This is a genomic window from Limnohabitans sp. Rim11 (genome assembly GCF_001269365.1).
Lineage (GTDB): Bacteria > Pseudomonadota > Gammaproteobacteria > Burkholderiales > Burkholderiaceae_C > Limnohabitans_A.
Map to the genome: position 1 here is coordinate 747,958 of NZ_CXOM01000002.1, position 15,692 is coordinate 763,649.

16 protein-coding genes and 1 pseudogene are annotated in these 15,692 nt (G+C 53.1%); 15 read left to right on the forward strand and 2 right to left on the reverse strand.

Features of this window, described 5'->3' with window-relative positions; genetic code table 11:
- Window positions 1-41 precede the first annotated feature (41 nt).
- The 9 genes from AMM03_RS08240 to AMM03_RS08280 all read left to right on the forward strand — a co-directional run bounded on the left by AMM03_RS08240 (window position 42) and on the right by AMM03_RS08280 (window position 8,195).
- The gene (locus AMM03_RS08240) at window positions 42-1,154 is read left to right on the forward strand and encodes a mandelate racemase/muconate lactonizing enzyme family protein (RefSeq protein WP_090130279.1); all 1,113 of its coding nucleotides are present in this window, start codon (window positions 42-44) and stop codon (window positions 1,152-1,154) included.
- Window positions 1,151-1,885 (forward strand): SDR family oxidoreductase, encoded by a 735-nt coding sequence (locus AMM03_RS08245; RefSeq protein ID WP_090130281.1) that lies wholly within the window; start codon window positions 1,151-1,153, stop codon window positions 1,883-1,885. The genes AMM03_RS08240 and AMM03_RS08245 overlap by 4 nt, the downstream gene beginning before the upstream one ends.
- A gap of 109 nt (window positions 1,886-1,994) precedes the next feature.
- A complete protein-coding gene (locus AMM03_RS08250) occupies window positions 1,995-2,744 on the forward strand; it encodes an SDR family NAD(P)-dependent oxidoreductase (RefSeq protein WP_090130283.1) in 750 nt (249 codons plus the stop codon).
- A 69-nt stretch (window positions 2,745-2,813) separates the two neighbouring features.
- Window positions 2,814-3,683 (forward strand): fumarylacetoacetate hydrolase family protein, encoded by an 870-nt coding sequence (locus AMM03_RS08255; protein ID WP_090130285.1) that lies wholly within the window; start codon window positions 2,814-2,816, stop codon window positions 3,681-3,683.
- A 154-nt stretch (window positions 3,684-3,837) separates the two neighbouring features.
- On the forward strand, window positions 3,838-4,518 hold the full coding sequence (locus AMM03_RS08260; protein ID WP_090130287.1) for a TetR/AcrR family transcriptional regulator: 681 nt from the start codon (window positions 3,838-3,840) through the stop codon (window positions 4,516-4,518).
- A 41-nt stretch (window positions 4,519-4,559) separates the two neighbouring features.
- Window positions 4,560-6,371, forward strand: a complete 1,812-nt coding sequence (locus AMM03_RS08265; protein WP_090130289.1) for an acyl-CoA dehydrogenase C-terminal domain-containing protein — start codon at window positions 4,560-4,562, stop codon at window positions 6,369-6,371.
- A gap of 35 nt (window positions 6,372-6,406) precedes the next feature.
- On the forward strand, window positions 6,407-6,865 hold the full coding sequence (locus tag AMM03_RS08270) for a DUF2147 domain-containing protein (protein WP_194942824.1): 459 nt from the start codon (window positions 6,407-6,409) through the stop codon (window positions 6,863-6,865).
- A gap of 46 nt (window positions 6,866-6,911) precedes the next feature.
- Window positions 6,912-7,676: an enoyl-CoA hydratase gene (locus AMM03_RS08275; protein ID WP_090130291.1), complete on the forward strand. Its 765-nt coding sequence runs from the start codon at window positions 6,912-6,914 to the stop codon at window positions 7,674-7,676.
- A gap of 27 nt (window positions 7,677-7,703) precedes the next feature.
- A complete protein-coding gene (locus tag AMM03_RS08280) occupies window positions 7,704-8,195 on the forward strand; it encodes a thioesterase family protein (protein WP_090130292.1) in 492 nt (163 codons plus the stop codon).
- A 4-nt stretch (window positions 8,196-8,199) separates the two neighbouring features.
- Here AMM03_RS08280 and AMM03_RS08285 read toward each other — a convergent pair whose 3' ends face one another.
- Window positions 8,200-8,610, reverse strand: coding sequence for an acyl-CoA thioesterase (locus tag AMM03_RS08285; protein WP_090130294.1), 411 nt, complete (start codon window positions 8,608-8,610; stop codon window positions 8,200-8,202).
- A gap of 62 nt (window positions 8,611-8,672) precedes the next feature.
- Between AMM03_RS08285 and AMM03_RS08290 the strand changes: the two genes are divergently transcribed.
- From AMM03_RS08290 to AMM03_RS08315, 6 genes and pseudogenes are all read left to right on the forward strand, one after another.
- The gene (locus AMM03_RS08290; RefSeq protein WP_090130296.1) at window positions 8,673-10,523 is read left to right on the forward strand and encodes an ABCB family ABC transporter ATP-binding protein/permease; all 1,851 of its coding nucleotides are present in this window, start codon (window positions 8,673-8,675) and stop codon (window positions 10,521-10,523) included.
- Between the two features lie 42 nt (window positions 10,524-10,565).
- Window positions 10,566-10,841, forward strand: a pseudogene (locus AMM03_RS08295) (LysR family transcriptional regulator); the annotation flags it as partial.
- Window positions 10,842-10,890: 49 nt separating this feature from the next.
- Window positions 10,891-11,940 (forward strand): dihydroorotase, encoded by a 1,050-nt coding sequence (gene pyrC, locus AMM03_RS08300; protein ID WP_090130298.1) that lies wholly within the window; start codon window positions 10,891-10,893, stop codon window positions 11,938-11,940.
- Window positions 11,919-12,710, forward strand: coding sequence for a DUF3025 domain-containing protein (locus AMM03_RS08305; RefSeq protein ID WP_090130300.1), 792 nt, complete (start codon window positions 11,919-11,921; stop codon window positions 12,708-12,710). The genes pyrC and AMM03_RS08305 overlap by 22 nt, the downstream gene beginning before the upstream one ends.
- Window positions 12,711-12,819: 109 nt before the next feature.
- Window positions 12,820-13,689: a protease HtpX gene (gene htpX, locus AMM03_RS08310; protein WP_090130302.1), complete on the forward strand. Its 870-nt coding sequence runs from the start codon at window positions 12,820-12,822 to the stop codon at window positions 13,687-13,689.
- 105 nt (window positions 13,690-13,794) lie between these two features.
- Entirely contained in the window at window positions 13,795-14,760 is a 966-nt protein-coding gene (locus AMM03_RS08315) for a DMT family transporter (RefSeq protein WP_228764613.1), read from the forward strand.
- Here the strand turns inward: AMM03_RS08315 and AMM03_RS08320 are convergent, their stop codons facing one another.
- Window positions 14,761-15,675, reverse strand: a complete 915-nt coding sequence (locus AMM03_RS08320; protein ID WP_090130306.1) for a 5'-nucleotidase — start codon at window positions 15,673-15,675, stop codon at window positions 14,761-14,763.
- Window positions 15,676-15,692: the final 17 nt, after the last annotated feature.

The window sequence follows — 15,692 nt, forward strand, 5'->3', positions numbered from 1 at the left end:
TTTGATACGCACAAACCCGAACTTCTCATCATTTTTTGAACATGCCCACTGTCACCATCGACCGCATTGAATTGCGCCAGGTCAATTTGCCGCCCAAGGTGGTCAGGACCGACGCCATCCAATCTTTTGTGACGCAAGAAACCATTCTGCTCACTTTGTTTTGCAGCGATGGCATTCAAGCCACAGGCTATGCGTACACCATTGGCACCGGCGGCAGTTCGGTGTTGGCTTTGTTGCATGATCATCTGGCGCCTCGTTTGCTGGGTCAAAATCCTGTGCGAATCGAAGCCATTTGGAAAGATTTGTTTTTCCACACGCACGCCACCGCTGTTGGCGCCATCACCAGTTTGGCCTTGGCCTGTGTCGACACGGCCTTGTGGGATTGGCGAGCCCAAAGTCAGCAATTGCCTTTATGGCAACTGCTTGGTGGTGCTCAAAGCAAGGTGCCGCTGTACACCACCGAGGGCGGATGGCTGCACCTGTCGCCCCAAGAACTGGTGGCACAAACGCTGCAAGCCAAAGCCGATGGATTCAAGGGCGCCAAAATCAAAATTGGACGGCCTCATGTCAGCGAAGATGTGGCGCGTTTGTCTGCTGTTCGAGATGCCGTCGGTCCTGGTTTTGACATCATGACCGATGCCAATCAAGGCTTCCACCGGGCAGAAGTGGTGCGCCGTGCCAACGCCTTTGAGGGTCTTGACTTGGCTTGGTTAGAAGAGCCCCTGCCCGCCGAAGATGTGTCTGGCCATCGCCAGCTCAGAGAGCACACGACCATTCCAGTGGCAGTGGGTGAGTCGATGTACCACCCCATGCAGTTCAGAGAATATTTAGAGCAAGGCGCATGCAGTGTGGTGCAGCCCGATGTGGCGCGCATTGGCGGCATCACGCCTTGGATCAAAACAGCACACTTGGCCGAGACCTTTGATGTGCCTGTTTGTCCGCATTTTTTAATGGAACTGCATGTCAGTTTGTGCGCCGCGGTTCCCAATGCGCCTTGGGTCGAATACATTCCTCAATTGGACGACATCACGCATTCGCGCATGAAAGTACAAGATGGATTTGCCTATCCACCTGATGCGCCTGGCCTGGGCATCGATTGGAATTGGCAAGCCATCCAGAAACAACAAAGTATTCACAGGGAGATCAAAGCATGAGATTGAAAAACAAAAACATTTTGGTGACCGCTGCCGGACAAGGCATTGGTCACGCCGCCGTCATGGCCATGGTGGCCGAGGGCGCCACCGTGTGGGCCACCGACGTCAACCCAGAATTACTCAAAAGCTACGCAGGTGTTGCCAATGTCCACACGGCCGTACTCGATGTCATGAACAAAGATGACATTCAAAAACAAGTGGGCTTGATCCCGCGCATTGATGTGCTGTTTAACTGTGCGGGTGTGGTTCACGGCGGTACTATTTTGCAAGCTACCGACAAAGACTGGGACTTCGCATTCAATTTGAATGCGCGGGGTCAGTTCTGGATGATTCAGGCCGTTTTGCCCAAAATGTTGGAGCAAGGTGGCGGCAGCATCATCAACATGGCCAGTGTGTGCTCTAGCGTGCGCGGTTTGCCCAATCGCTTTATTTATGGCGCCTCTAAAGCGGCCGTCATTGGCCTAACCAAGAGTGTCGCCGCCGACTTTGTGGCCAAGGGCATTCGATGCAATGCCATTTGCCCAGGCACGGTCGACACACCCTCCTTGCAAGATCGCATTAACTCAGAGGCCGATCCTGTTCAGGCGCGCAAGAATTTCATTGCACGCCAACCCATGGGCCGCTTGGCCCAGGCTCACGAGATTGCCCCCATCGTGGTGTTTTTGGCCTCTGACGAAGCGGCCTTTGCTACGGGCAATGCCTACATGGTCGATGGTGGCATGACCATTTAAAGGATGGAAGGTCATTTGCAAAATCTAGTCCGTGTGAAGGATTTGAATTTTTCAATTTGCCTTCAAGCTCTCCTCATTCATTTTTAAACCTCACAAGAGACAAATTTCCATGAATCAATACGACATGAAAGGCCGCCATGCGGTCATTACGGGTGGTGCTACTGGCTTGGGCTACGCCATTGCCGAACGCGTGCTGGCCTCTGGCGGCAGCGTCACCTTGTGGGATCGCGATGAAGCCGGCATGGCCAAAGCGGCCGCCAGCTTGAACCATCCTGGCAAGGTTCACACGGTCAAAGTCGATGTGGCCCAGCATGCATCGGTTGTTGCTGCCACCGAAGCCACTTTGAAAAACGGTCCTGTCGATGGCGTGGTCAATTGCGCTGGCATTACCGGCCCCAACACGCAGGTCTGGAATTACCCCGTCGATGCATGGCAACAGGTCATGGACGTCAATGTCAATGGTGTGTTTTATTGCTGCCGCGAATGGACGCCACATTTGAAAGACCGTCCTGCGGGCCGTATCGTCAACATCGCCTCCGTGGCGGGCAAAGATGGCAACCCCAACGCCAGCGCTTACAGTGCCAGCAAGGCCGCCGTGATGACCATCACCAAATCGCTAGGCAAAGAATTGGCCAATACCAATGTGCGTGTGAACTGTGTCACGCCGGCCGCCGTCAAAACCGCCATCTTCGATCAGATGACACCCGAGCACATTCAGTTCATGTTGTCCAAAATCCCGATGGGTCGTTTTGGCACGCCAGATGAAGTGGCGGCCATGGTTACTTGGCTCCTAACCGAAGATTGTTCGTTCTCAACCGGCGCCGTGTTTGATTTGTCTGGTGGCCGTTCAACCTATTGATCGGTTTTCGATCACAATCACGCTCAAAGAAAATTCAATTCACTGATTTTTTACTCAAAGGAAGTTTTCATGAAACTCGTGCGTTATGGCCAGCCCGGCAAAGAAAAACCAGGTCTCATTGACGCTGCAGGCAAACTGCGCGACTTAAGCGGTGTGGTGTCCGACATCGGCCCCGACCAACTGTCTGACAAAGTTTTGGCCAAATTGGCCAAGCTCAAAACCGACAAGCTGCCCCTGGTCAAAGGCAAGCCTCGCATGGGTTGCCCTGTGGCCAACGTGCGCAAATTCATTGCCATTGGTTTGAACTACGCCGACCATGCTGCCGAATCCAATTTGCCTGTGCCCAAAGAACCCATTGTGTTCATGAAGGCCACCTCTTGCATCCAAGGCCCTAACGACGAAGTGATGTTGCCCAAAGGTTCCGTCAAGTCCGATTGGGAGGTTGAACTGGGCATCGTCATTGGCAAGCAGGCCAGTTATTTGTCGCAAAAAGAAGCCCTCGACTATGTGGCAGGCTATTGCACTATCAACGACGTGAGCGAGCGCGAATATCAAATCGAGCGCGGCGGCACATGGGACAAGGGCAAGGGTTGCGACACCTTCGGCCCTATCGGCCCTTGGATGGTCACCAAAGACGAAGTGCCCAACGTGCAGAACCTCAAAATGTTCTTGGACGTCAACGGTCAGCGCATGCAAACCGGCACCACCAAAACCATGATTTTTGGCGTCACCAAGTTGGTCAGCTACGTTAGCCAGTTCATGACCCTCGAGCCCGGTGACATCATTACCACTGGCACGCCGCCAGGCGTGGGCATGGGCATCAAAAAAGACGGCAAACCAGCCCCTGTGTACCTCAAGAAGGGCGACGTCATGCACCTGGGCATTGAAGGCTTGGGCGAGCAAACCCAAAAAGTGGTGGCATTCAAGCGCAAGGCTTAATTGAATTTTTGCACTCAAGGGGCTTCTAGAGGGGCCTTCTGATGCTTCATTCAAGTTGCTGAGGGCGAGTCAGGATTAACCCTGATTCGCCCTTTCTTTTTGCTTCCAATCCTATTTTCATGCAAAATAGAACGAGCGTTCTATTTTTGAAAATATGACTGTAAGACACATCACCTCTGCAAATGCTTCCTCTGGCAAGTCAGCGCCTGCAGCTCGCAGCACTGATGACGGCAACGGCCGCACCTTGCACAAAGGCCGACAAACCAAAGCCACCATCATCGATGCGGCCCTAGGTTTGGCTTCCCAAATTGGCTTAGAAGGCTTGTCAATTGGCGCCTTGGCCGAGGTCACGGGCATGAGCAAATCGGGCGTCTTTGCGCATTTTGGATCGCGCGAGGAGTTGCAAATATCGGTCATTCGCGAATATCACGATCGATTTGAAACCGAAGTTTTTTATCCCGCTCTAAGTTGCCCGCGTGGTTTACCGCGTTTGCAATCCTTGTTTGACAACTGGATGCAACGCACTTCAACAGAAATTGATTCTGGTTGCATCTACATCAGTGGTGCCGTCGAATTTGACGATCGCCCTGGCTCGGTGCGCGACGCCTTGGCGTCGTCGGTTAATACCTGGCAAAACGCATTGCAGCGTTCAGTGGCCCAAGCTCAAAAAGAAAAACACCTCACTGACAAAGCCGACCCTCTGCAAGTTGCTTTCGAAATTCATGGCCTTATTTTGGCCTTGCATTACGAAGCCAGATTTTTGAGAAACCCCGGTGCCGCCGAGCGCGCACGCAAAGGTTTTACAGAAATTGTGGCGCGCAACAAACCCGAATAAACAGTCCCCTCAAACAAACAATATTCTTTTGAAAGCAAACCATGCCAAGCTATACCCCTCCTTTGCGTGACATGCAATTTGTGTTGCACGAGTTACTCGATTTAGAAAACGAATTGAAGGCCATGCCCAAGCATGCCGAAACCGATGCCGACACCATCAATGCCGTGTTGGAAGAGGGCGGCAAGTTTGCAGCAGAGGTGGTTTTCCCAATCAATCTGTCGGGTGATGAAGAAGGTTGTCAGCTAAACCGTGATACCCACGAAGTGACAGCACCCACAGGTTTCAAAGAAGCTTACCAACAGTACTTTGAAGCAGGCTGGTCCGCTCTCAGCGCCGAAGAAGAGTACGGCGGCCAGGGCTTGCCTTTGGTGGTCAATCAGTGCTTCTTTGAGATGCTCAATTCTGCCAACCAAGCATGGACCATGTACCCCGGCCTGTCTCATGGCGCGCACGCCTGCTTGTCTGCGCACGGTTCTGCAGAACAGAAAAACACCTACCTGCCCAAACTCACCAGCGGCGAATGGACAGGCACCATGTGCCTGACAGAACCCCACTGCGGTACCGATTTGGGCATGTTGCGCACCAAGGCCGAGCCGCAAGCCGATGGCAGCTACAGACTGACAGGTCAAAAGATTTTTATCAGTGCTGGCGAGCACAACTTGGCATCCAACATTGTTCACTTGGTGTTGGCACGCTTGCCCGATGCGCCTGTGGGCAGCAAAGGCATCAGCTTGTTTGTGGTGCCCAAGTTCAATGTGAAAGCCGATGGCGCTGTAGGCGATAGAAACGGCATTTACTGCGGCGGCCTAGAACACAAAATGGGCATCCACGGCAACGCCACATGCCAGATGGTGCTTGATGGCGCGGTGGGTCACATGGTGGGCCAGCCCAACAAGGGTTTGGCGGCCATGTTTGTCATGATGAATGGCGCGCGACTGGGTGTGGGCAATCAGTCTTTGGGCTTGACCGAAGTGGCATATCAAAACGCTTTGATCTATGCCAAAGACCGCTTGCAAATGCGCAGCCTGTCAGGCGTGAAGGCGCCCTCCAAACCGGCCGATCCTATTTTGGTTCACCCCGATGTACGCCGCATGTTGTTGACCGCCAAAGCCTATGCCGAAGGCGGCCGTGCTTTGGCTTGCTATTGCGCGTTGCTGCTCGACAAAGAGTTGAACCATCCGGATGAAAAAGTGCGCGCCGATTCTGCCGAAATCTTGGCGCTGTTGACACCCATCGTGAAAGCCTTCCTAACCGACAACGGTTTCCAGGCCACCACCATGTGCCAACAAGTCTTTGGCGGTCATGGTTACATCAAAGAGTGGGGCATGGAGCAGTACGTGCGCGATGCGCGCATCAACATGATTTACGAAGGTACCAATGGCATTCAGTCCCTTGACTTGCTGGGCCGCAAAGTCTTGGGCAATCAAGGTGCCAGTTTGCAAAAATTTGGCAAACTGATTGGCAAACTTGTGGCGCAAGAAATGGGCAACGAAGCCATGGCCGAGTTCACCAAGCCGCTGGCCGATTTGGGTCAAAAGATGACCCAGTTCACCACCGAAATTGGCATGAAAGCCATGGGCAATGCCGACGAAGTGGGTGCAGCCTCTGTCGATTATTTGCGTGTGGCTGGCCATTTGGTGTTTGCTTACTTCTGGGCTCGCATGGCGCAAGTGGCCTTGGCCAAAATTGCAGCAGCGGAAGAAGAAGCGCAACGCCCAGATCCTTTTTACAAAGCCAAACTGCAAACGGCGCGTTTCTACTTTGCCCGCTTGTTGCCCGAAACCCTCAGCTTGATGAACACTGCGCGTTCGGGTGCTGATGTGCTGATGGACACCGATTTGGCCTTGGCTTAAAACTTCAATCAACAAAATTGAAACAGGAACTCAATATGAACAAAAAATCTTTGGTATCTCAACTTCTTCAATGCAGCGCTTTGGTCTTGGCTGTGGTTGGCGCAACAGCAGCCATGGCCAATTCTCCTGTTGGTCAGTGGCACTCTATCGACGACAAAACGGGTGAACCCAAAAGCATGGTGGTCATTTCTGAGCATCAAGGCGTCGTGCGTGGTCGTGTTGAAAAAATCTTGCGCAAAGATGCCGATCTCAGTGCCAAATGTGAGAAGTGCAGCGACGACCGCAAAAACTTGCCCATCTTGGGGATGGAAATTATTCGGGGCGCCAAAAAAGCATCAGGTAAAAATGTCTGGGAAGATGGCGAGATTCTCGATCCTGAAAATGGAAAAACCTACGGCCTCAGACTCACCCCCATTGAAAACGGTGCCAAGTTAGAAGTGCGTGGCTCCATTGGCCCCTTTGGCAGAACGCAAACTTGGGTGCGTGTGCCTTGATCTCTCTGATGCAATCAACTTATAAAGCTTCACTGAAAGAACCACCATGTCCGACATCCTGACCCACTTCGATGCGGGTGTGACCACGCTCACACTCAATCGTTTAGATAAAAAGAATTCCATCACCAGCGACATGTATGCCGCCATGGCCAAAGCCATCGATGAGGCGCAAGCCAACAGCGCATGCCGAGTGTTGGTCATTCAAGGCCATGAAAGTATTTTTAGTGCAGGCAACGACATTGGTGATTTTTTGAACAAACCACCCTCCACCGCAGAGTCCCCAGTGTTTCATTTCATGCGGGCACTCAGTACGTTTGAGAAACCCGTCATTGCAGCAGTCGCAGGTCCTGCGGTTGGCATTGGCACTACTTTGCTGTTTCATTGCGATTTGGTTTATGCCGGTGACAACGCCGCGTTCTCAATGCCCTTTGTCAATTTGGGCTTGTGTCCCGAATTTGCTTCCAGCATTTTGGCGCCTCAAATGTTTGGCTATCACCGCGCTGCCGAAGCCTTGCTGTTGGGCGAGGCCTTCTTTGCTGAAGCCGCATTGGAAATTGGCTTGGTCAACCGTGTGGTACCGCCCACAGAAGTCAACGGCTATGCGCAAGCTCAAGCCAAAAAAATGGCCGCCAAACCACTCTCTTCTTTGGTCGAAACCAAGCGCCTCATGAAGGGTGGCCAAAACAAGGCGCTGATTGAGCGCATGGGCGAAGAAGGCCAGAGTTTCCGCCGTATGCTGACGGAGCCTGCAGCCCGTGAAGCCTTTGGTGCTTTCATGGAAAAGCGCAAGCCAGACTTCACTAAAATCTAAGCGATTGTTTCAAACTTAGAATGTTGCATGACTTCCTCCCGCTCTGACCTGCCTGCTGACGTCGATTTCGAACCCGAATTCCTTGCAGCACTGCATGAAATCTACGAAGAAAAAATTGTTTTCAATCAGTGGATGGGTCTGCGTGTGGAGAGCATCAAAGCCACGGGCATTGTGGCCAGCTTGGTCATGAAGCCTGAACTGGTGGGGCACTTTGCCTACAACCGCATCCATGGGGGTGTGATCAGTGCCGTTTTAGATGCCATGGGCAGTTTGGCTGTCATGGCGGCCATGGGTGCCAAGCACATGGACGAACCCGTGGCCAAGCGTTTAGAACGCTTTACCCGTCACAGCACCATCGATTTGCGGATTGATTTTTTGCGTCCCGGCATTGGTGAGCGCTTTGTCATTCATGCAGAGGCCATGCGGGTGGGCGCCAAGGTTGGCAATGCGCGCATGGAGTTCCGAAGCCTGGATGGCAAGGTATTGTCAACAGGTACTGCGGCCTACCTCACCTCTTGAAGCTTTATTCAGCAGGAATTGGAATTGGTTTTCCAGACTCATCAATGGCCACATAGGTGAGCCTAGCTTCAGTCACCTTGATGAATTGGCCTTGCAACTTAAATCGCTCGGCATAGACCTCCACTTGAACCGTAATAGAGGTTCGGCCGACTTTGATGATGCGGGAGAAGAAGGACAAGATGTCGCCTACTTTGACCGGCTGTTTGAAAATGAATTCATTCACCGCCACTGTGGCCATGCGACCTTGTACACGTCTGGCAGACAAGACCGAACCCGCCATGTCCACATGGGCCATCACCCAGCCCCCAAAGATATCGCCATTGGCATTGCAGTCTGCCGGCATGGGGATGACTTTGAGAACCAATTCTTGATCGGTGGGTAAAGTTACTTTTTCTGGTGAGTTCATGGCAATCATTCCTTTGAAAGGCAACAGACAAGGGCACAATGAGGCCTTGATTCTGACTCAGATTGTGACCCATGCGCCACCACGGTGAAAGCTCGACTGCTTCTGCAAGCAATGCCAAAGACTTGCCAAAAGACACTCACAAAGACAAAGACAGCCAAACCCTGAAAAGATTGCTGCCCTATTTGCTCACCTACAAGTGGCGGGTGGCGGCCGCTTTGCTGTTCATGGTGGGTGCCAAGTTGGCCAATGTTAGCGTACCTATTCTGCTCAAGAACCTCATCGACGCCATGAGTTTCAAGCCAAACGATCCCACGCTGGTGTTGGTGGTGCCAGCGGCATTGTTGGTGGGGTATGGTGCACTTAGGCTCATGACGTCTGCGTTCACAGAGCTCCGTGAACTGGTGTTTGCCAAAGCCACACAAGGTGCCGCGCGCAGCATTGCCTTAGAAACTTTTCAGCATTTGCATGCTTTGAGTTTGCGCTTTCACTTGGCCCGCCAAACTGGCGGCATGACCCGTGACATCGAACGCGGTGTGCGCGGCATTGAGTCGCTTATTTCGTATTCTTTGTACAGCATTGTGCCCACTCTGATTGAGGTGGCTTTGGTGCTGGGTATTTTGGCTGTCAAGTTTGATGCTTGGTTTGCTTGGATTACTTTGGCCGCACTCAGTTTGTACATTTTCTTTACGGTGCGCATTACCGAATGGCGCACGCACTTTAGAAAAGAAGCCAACGAATTTGATTCGGCCGCGCACACCAAAGCGATCGACTCCTTGCTCAACTACGAGACGGTGAAGTACTTTGGCAACGAAGCCTACGAGGCCAACCGATACGATCAAAGTTTAGAGCGCTTAAGGCGCGCCAGACTCAAGTCGCAAACGTCACTGTCTTTGCTCAATACCGGACAGCAACTGATCATTGCCGTGGCCTTGGTGGGCATGCTCTGGCGCGCAACGCAAGGCGTGGTGGACGGGCGCATGACATTGGGCGATTTGGTCATGATCAACGCCTTCATGATTCAGCTCTACATTCCCTTGAACTTCTTGGGCGTGCTGTACCGCGAAATCAAACAAAGCTTGACCGACCTGGACAAAATGTTTGTGCTGATGGACCGTGAGCGTGAAGTGGCCGATGCGCCCAATGCGCCCGACCTTAACTGCCAGCACAGTGCCCACCTGAAGTTTGAAAATGTGTCGTTTGCCTATGAGCCAGACAGACCCATCTTGCACAACATCAGCTTTGAAATTCCTTCTGGCAAAACAGTGGCAGTGGTAGGACCTTCTGGCTCTGGCAAGTCCACTTTGGCCCGCTTGATGTTCCGTTTTTATGATGTGCAGCAAGGCCGTATCAGCATCAACGGCCAAGACATTCGCCAAGTGACACAGCACAGTGTGCGCAAAGCTTTGGGTATCGTGCCCCAAGACACCGTGCTGTTCAATGACACCGTGGCTTACAACATTGGCTATGGCCGCACGGGCGCCACCCAAGAAGAAATTGAAACAGCGGCCAAAGCGGCCCGCATTCATGACTTCATTGCGTCCACGCCCAAGGGTTACAACACCTCCGTCGGTGAGCGCGGTTTGAAACTCTCAGGCGGTGAAAAGCAGCGCGTGGCCATTGCCCGCACCTTGCTCAAAAATCCGCCCATCATGGTTTTTGATGAAGCCACCTCTGCGTTGGACTCTGCCAACGAGCGCGCCATTCAGACCGAGTTGGCCAGTGCGGCGCAAAACAAAACCACTTTGGTCATTGCCCACCGACTGTCCACCGTGGTCGATGCCCACGAAATTTTGGTCATGGAAGCGGGTCACATCATCGAGCGCGGCAACCACGCCCAGCTCCTTCAGCTCAATGGCCGATACGCACAGATGTGGTCGTTGCAGCAAAACACAGAGGCAAGTTCTGAAAGTACGGCGGCTTGAAAGTGCTTATTGGCGTGGGGCCAACTGCGAGATAATGCCCTTATGGAAACCAAGTGGCTTGAAGACTTTGTGAGCTTGGCTGAAACGCGAAGTTTTAGCCGGTCCGCTCAGCTGCGCCATGTTACGCAGCCGGCTTTCTCTAGGCGCATCCAGTCACTGGAGGCTTGGGCTGGCACAGACCTGATCAATCGCAGTTCTTACCCCACCACCTTAACGCCAGCCGGCGAGGCGCTGTATATGCAAGCCTTGGAACTCTTGCAGGCCTTGCACAATACCCGTGACATGGTGCGCACCTACGCCTTGGCAGAACAAGACCTTCATACTTTGCTCGACCCCGCTTTGCAAAAATCTTAATTGGCAATACACAATGACTTCAACCTTCACCGCCTCACTCACCCTCACTCGCCCTGACGATTGGCATTTGCATGTGCGCGATGGCGCAGCGCTCAACACGGTGGTGCCCCACACTGCGGCGCAGTTTGGTCGTGCCATCATCATGCCCAACTTGAAGCCACCCGTCACCACCGCAGAGTTGGCGTTGGCCTACAAGGCGCGCATTGTGGCGGCCGTACCTAAAGGTGTTCAGTTTGAACCCCTCATGACTTTGTACCTGACTGACAATTTGCCACCCGAAGAAATTGTCAAAGCCAAAGCGGCAGGTGTGGTGGCTTGCAAACTTTATCCTGCAGGTGCCACCACCAACAGCGATGCGGGCGTGACCGATCTCAAAAAGATTTACCCCACACTGGCTGCCATGCAAAAAGTTGGCATGCTGTTGTTGGTGCACGGAGAAGTGACCAGCAGCGACATCGATTTGTTCGACCGTGAAGCGGCCTTCATTGAGACGCAACTCATTCCCTTGCGCCGTGATTTTCCCGAGCTCAAAATTGTCTTTGAGCACATCACCACCAAAGACGCTGCCGACTACGTCATGTCTGCCGATCGCTTTGTGGGCGCCACGCTCACTGCGCATCACTTGCTTTACAACCGCAATGCCATTTTTACGGGTGGTATTCGCCCGCACTACTATTGCTTGCCCGTGCTCAAGCGTGAAACGCATCGTGTGGCATTGCTCAATGCCGCAACCTCGGGCAACGCACGCTTCTTCTTGGGTACCGACAGCGCACCCCATCCGGCGCATTTAAAAGAACATGCCACAGGTTGCGCGGGTTGCTACACGGCACACGCTGCTTTGGAAATGTACGCAGAAGCCTTTGACAGCGTGGGCAAGCTGGACCAGCTCGAAGCCTTTGCCAGCTTCAATGGCGCAGACTTTTATGGCTTGCCCCGCAACACAGGCAGTATCACCTTGAAGCGAGAATCTTGGACCCCTCCCGAAACTTTCCAATTTGGGGAAGCCGATTTAAAACCTTTGCGTTCTGGTGAAGCTTTGCCATGGCGAGTGGCCTCAGCCTGATCGATCCAATCGATTGGTCTGCGCCATGGCTGCAAGCCTGGCGTGATATCGGAGAGCCTTTGAGCCTGAAGGCAGACCAAGGTGTGTCAGTTTTTCAGGCGTGCAATGACGCCCTGACTGCACTTCAAAAGAAAAAGACCGCACCTGCGTGCCCTGTGCACTTTGTCGCCCAATCGGCATTGCCCGAAGGTCAAGCCTACGAGCAGTTCATTCATGACACCCAAAGCGTGCCCACACGAGATGGCCTGCATGATTTTTTCAACGCTTTGTGTTGGATGCACTTTCCGCTTGCCAAAAAACAATTAAACCATCTGCAGGCGTCTGCCATTCAAGCGCAAGGCGTCGGTGCTGTAAGGGGACCGGTGCGCGATGCCGTCACGGTGTTTGATGAAAATGCATGCCTCATTCAACTGCCAGATGTGCTTTGGGAGGCATTGCAGACGCGCCAATGGCAAACCGCATTTGTGACCCACCGCGCACTTTGGCAAGAAGCCCATATTCAAATTTTTGGCCATGCGGCTTTGGAAAAATTGGTCAAGCCCTATAAAGCCATCACCGTGCATTTATGGCGTGTGCCCAATGGCATTCAACCGGCGGAGTGGGATGCGTGGCTGGCGCAAGACCTGCAAGCTGCCAAATTGGCCCAAAAGCCATTTTTGCCAACGCCGGTCTTGGGTATACCGGGCTGGTGGGCAGACAACCAAGATGCCGCCTTTTATGAGGACGCCCAAGTCTTTCGCCCCCTGAAAACGGCTGTCGCCGCAGCTTAATTCCGTTCTATTTTGAGGAATTAAGGGCCCTCACTTGATTTTGTGGCCGCCCACCCTAACATTCAGGCTGTGCGCTTGGCCTTCGCTGGGCGGTGGATAGAAAATCCTCATGAAACGTATTCTTTTGTTTGTCTTGACCAACTTGGCTGTGGTGCTGGTGTTGGGTTTGGTGGCCAGTTTGTTGGGTGTCAACCGATTCCTCACCTCCAATGGTTTGAATTTGACCGCCCTCTTGGGTTATGCCCTGATCATGGGCTTTGGTGGCGCCTTCATTTCATTGCTCATTAGCAAGCCCGTGGCCAAGTGGAGTTCGGGTGTCCAGGTCATTGCACAACCCAGCAACGCCGACGAAAAATGGTTGGTCGACACCGTTAAAAAGCTGTCAGACAAGGCCGGCATTGGCATGCCTGAAGTCGGTATCTTCGAAGGCGACCCCAATGCGTTCGCAACGGGTGCCTTCAAAAACTCAGCCCTGGTGGCCGTGTCTACAGGTTTGTTGCAAAACATGACCCACGAAGAAATTGAAGCCGTGCTGGCCCACGAAGTGGCGCACATTGCCAACGGCGACATGGTCACCATGACCCTTATCCAAGGCGTCATGAACACCTTTGTGGTGTTCTTGTCGCGCGTGGTGGGTTATGCGGTTGACAGCTTCTTGCGCAAAAACGACGAAGAAAACACAGGCCCTGGCATGGGTTATTGGATTACCACCATCGTGTTGGACATCGTCTTGGGCTTTGCTGCTGCCATTGTGGTGGCTTGGTTTAGCCGCCATCGTGAGTTCCGTGCTGACGCCGGTGCTGCCCAGCTCATGGGCCGCAAACAACCCATGATGAATGCTTTGGCTCGCTTGGGCGGTCTGCACACAGCCGATTTGCCGAAGAGTGTTGCGGCCATGGGCATTGCCGGTGGCATTGGTCAGTTGTTCTCAACGCATCCGCCCATTGAGGAGCGCATTGCGGCTTTGCAAAACAGTTAATTTCTAACTTTTCAATTAAAAAAACGGGCCTGCGGGCTCGTTTTTCATGGTGCGCGGGTAACGCGAGAGACTACAGCTATACAGGTTCTCATTTATAGTGAGTGCGTGCCAAAACTCGTACCGACATCCATTCAGCGTTTGTTTGCGCTGACCCGTTTACAGCATTCTCGAAAGTTTCATCGCTTGCCGCCACCTGTACGCGGCATGATTTGGATGGCTATCGGCGGCGTGATGTTTTCTATGCTCAACACCCTTGCTCGTTATTTCACGATGCAAATGGACCCGTTTGAAGCGCAATTCTTACGTTATTTCTGCGGGCTGATTGTCATGTTGCCGCTGTTGTGGCATCAGGGTATTCAGGCTTATGTTCCTAACGACTGGAAGGGCCAATTTTGGCGCGGGGGTGTTCACACAGTTGGATTGATGTTTTGGTTCACCGCCTTGCCGCACATTCCATTGGCAGACATGACCGCCATCGGTTTTACCGGACCCATTTTCATCATGTTGGGGGCGGCTTGGTTCTTGGGTGAGCCCATGCGCAAAGACCGGTGGATTGCGGCCATCATTGGCTTTGCCGGTGTGATGTTGGTGGTCTTCCCTAATTTGTCTGGCAAAGGGGGCTGGTACAACTTGGTCATGCTGGCTTCCTCGCCTGTTTTTGCGGCATCTTTTCTCATCACCAAACATCTAACCCGCACAGAAAAACCAGGGGTCATTGTGATGTGGCAGTCCATCACAGTCACTTTGTTCAGTCTGCCTTTGGCGCTGCTCAACTGGCAACAACCTACGCTAATCCAATGGGCCGGCTTTATGGTGACGGGCGTGTTGGGCACTTTGGGTCATTACAGCCTGACGCGCGCCTTCAGTGTGGCTGACATTTCTGCCACGCAATCCTTGCGATTTTTGGATTTGATCTGGGCGTCTCTGTTAGGTTGGATGGTGTTTGGCGACTTGCCCAGTCAATGGACCTGGATGGGTGCCGCAGTCATTTTGGTGTCGACAGTTTGGATTGCTCGGCGAGAGGGCAATCGAAAAGAACTGCCTTCGCCCACCAATTCGTCTGAAACCTGATTATTCGGGCAGCGAGCTAGGCGGATTGCTGACACCGCTGGCCACATGACCTGCAGGCACATGCTGCGATGCCGATTCAATGTGACCCGTTTGGTCGTCAAAGAAAAAGTCGGGCTCAAATTCTTTCAAGAATTCGCCCTTGGCCAAACCGCCCAAAAACATGGCCTCGTCCACTTCAATGTTCCATTGCATCAGGGTGCGAATGGCTCGTTCGTGCGCGGGGGCGCTGCGTGCCGTCACCAGCGCTGTGCGAATGCGCATGGCTGGCGTACCTTCTTGTTGCAAACGGTGCAAGGCTGTGAGCAGGGGTTTGAAGGGGCCGGCCGACAAGGGTTGCGCGGCCTTGGCATGTTCGTGGGCTTGAAACGCTGACAAACCTTCAGCTTGAAACACGCGTTCGGCCTCGTCTGAAAAAAGCACCGCGTCGCCGTCGAAAGCAATTCTCACTTCATGCGGATGAGCCTCTGATGCATGGGCTGAATTGGGATAAACCTGTGCAGCGGGCACGCCCGCATCCAAAGCGGCACGCACATCGGACAAGTGCGTCGACAAAAACAAATTGGCATTGAGCGGTTTTAAATAACGCCAAGGTGATTGGCCTCGCGTAAAACTGCCGCGTTGAATGGGCAAGCCATAGTGCTGCGCAGACCGGAAAACGCGCATGCCAGACACAGGATCGTTGCGCGACAAAATAACCACTTCAACACGTTGCGTGGTGGCATCGTTAAAGGCCAACAACTTTTTGACCAATGAGAAAGCCACGCCGGGTTTGGCGGGCGCTTCAAGGCGTTCGAGTTGAAGCTTCATGTAGGCGCGGTCGTCGCTTTGCTCAAAGACTTGATTTTCTTCTTCAAAGTCAAACAGCGCCCGCGATGAAATGGCCACCACCAACTGACCGTCTAAGCTGACTGGCATAGCGCGCTCCTTGAAGT

Coding starts and splice junctions, on each gene's coding strand:
- pyrC (WP_090130298.1), top strand. CDS start 10,891: ATGACTTCAACCTTCACCGCCTCACTCACCCTCACTCGCCCTGACGAT.
- AMM03_RS08280 (WP_090130292.1), top strand. CDS start 7,704: ATGACTTCCTCCCGCTCTGACCTGCCTGCTGACGTCGATTTCGAACCC.
- AMM03_RS08270 (WP_194942824.1), top strand. CDS start 6,407: ATGAACAAAAAATCTTTGGTATCTCAACTTCTTCAATGCAGCGCTTTG.
- AMM03_RS08260 (WP_090130287.1), top strand. CDS start 3,838: ATGACTGTAAGACACATCACCTCTGCAAATGCTTCCTCTGGCAAGTCA.
- AMM03_RS08285 (WP_090130294.1), bottom strand. CDS start 8,610: ATGATTGCCATGAACTCACCAGAAAAAGTAACTTTACCCACCGATCAA.
- AMM03_RS08305 (WP_090130300.1), top strand. CDS start 11,919: ATGGCGAGTGGCCTCAGCCTGATCGATCCAATCGATTGGTCTGCGCCA.
- AMM03_RS08255 (WP_090130285.1), top strand. CDS start 2,814: ATGAAACTCGTGCGTTATGGCCAGCCCGGCAAAGAAAAACCAGGTCTC.
- AMM03_RS08320 (WP_090130306.1), bottom strand. CDS start 15,675: ATGCCAGTCAGCTTAGACGGTCAGTTGGTGGTGGCCATTTCATCGCGG.
- AMM03_RS08290 (WP_090130296.1), top strand. CDS start 8,673: ATGCGCCACCACGGTGAAAGCTCGACTGCTTCTGCAAGCAATGCCAAA.
- AMM03_RS08275 (WP_090130291.1), top strand. CDS start 6,912: ATGTCCGACATCCTGACCCACTTCGATGCGGGTGTGACCACGCTCACA.
- AMM03_RS08250 (WP_090130283.1), top strand. CDS start 1,995: ATGAATCAATACGACATGAAAGGCCGCCATGCGGTCATTACGGGTGGT.
- AMM03_RS08265 (WP_090130289.1), top strand. CDS start 4,560: ATGCCAAGCTATACCCCTCCTTTGCGTGACATGCAATTTGTGTTGCAC.
- AMM03_RS08245 (WP_090130281.1), top strand. CDS start 1,151: ATGAGATTGAAAAACAAAAACATTTTGGTGACCGCTGCCGGACAAGGC.
- AMM03_RS08240 (WP_090130279.1), top strand. CDS start 42: ATGCCCACTGTCACCATCGACCGCATTGAATTGCGCCAGGTCAATTTG.
- htpX (WP_090130302.1), top strand. CDS start 12,820: ATGAAACGTATTCTTTTGTTTGTCTTGACCAACTTGGCTGTGGTGCTG.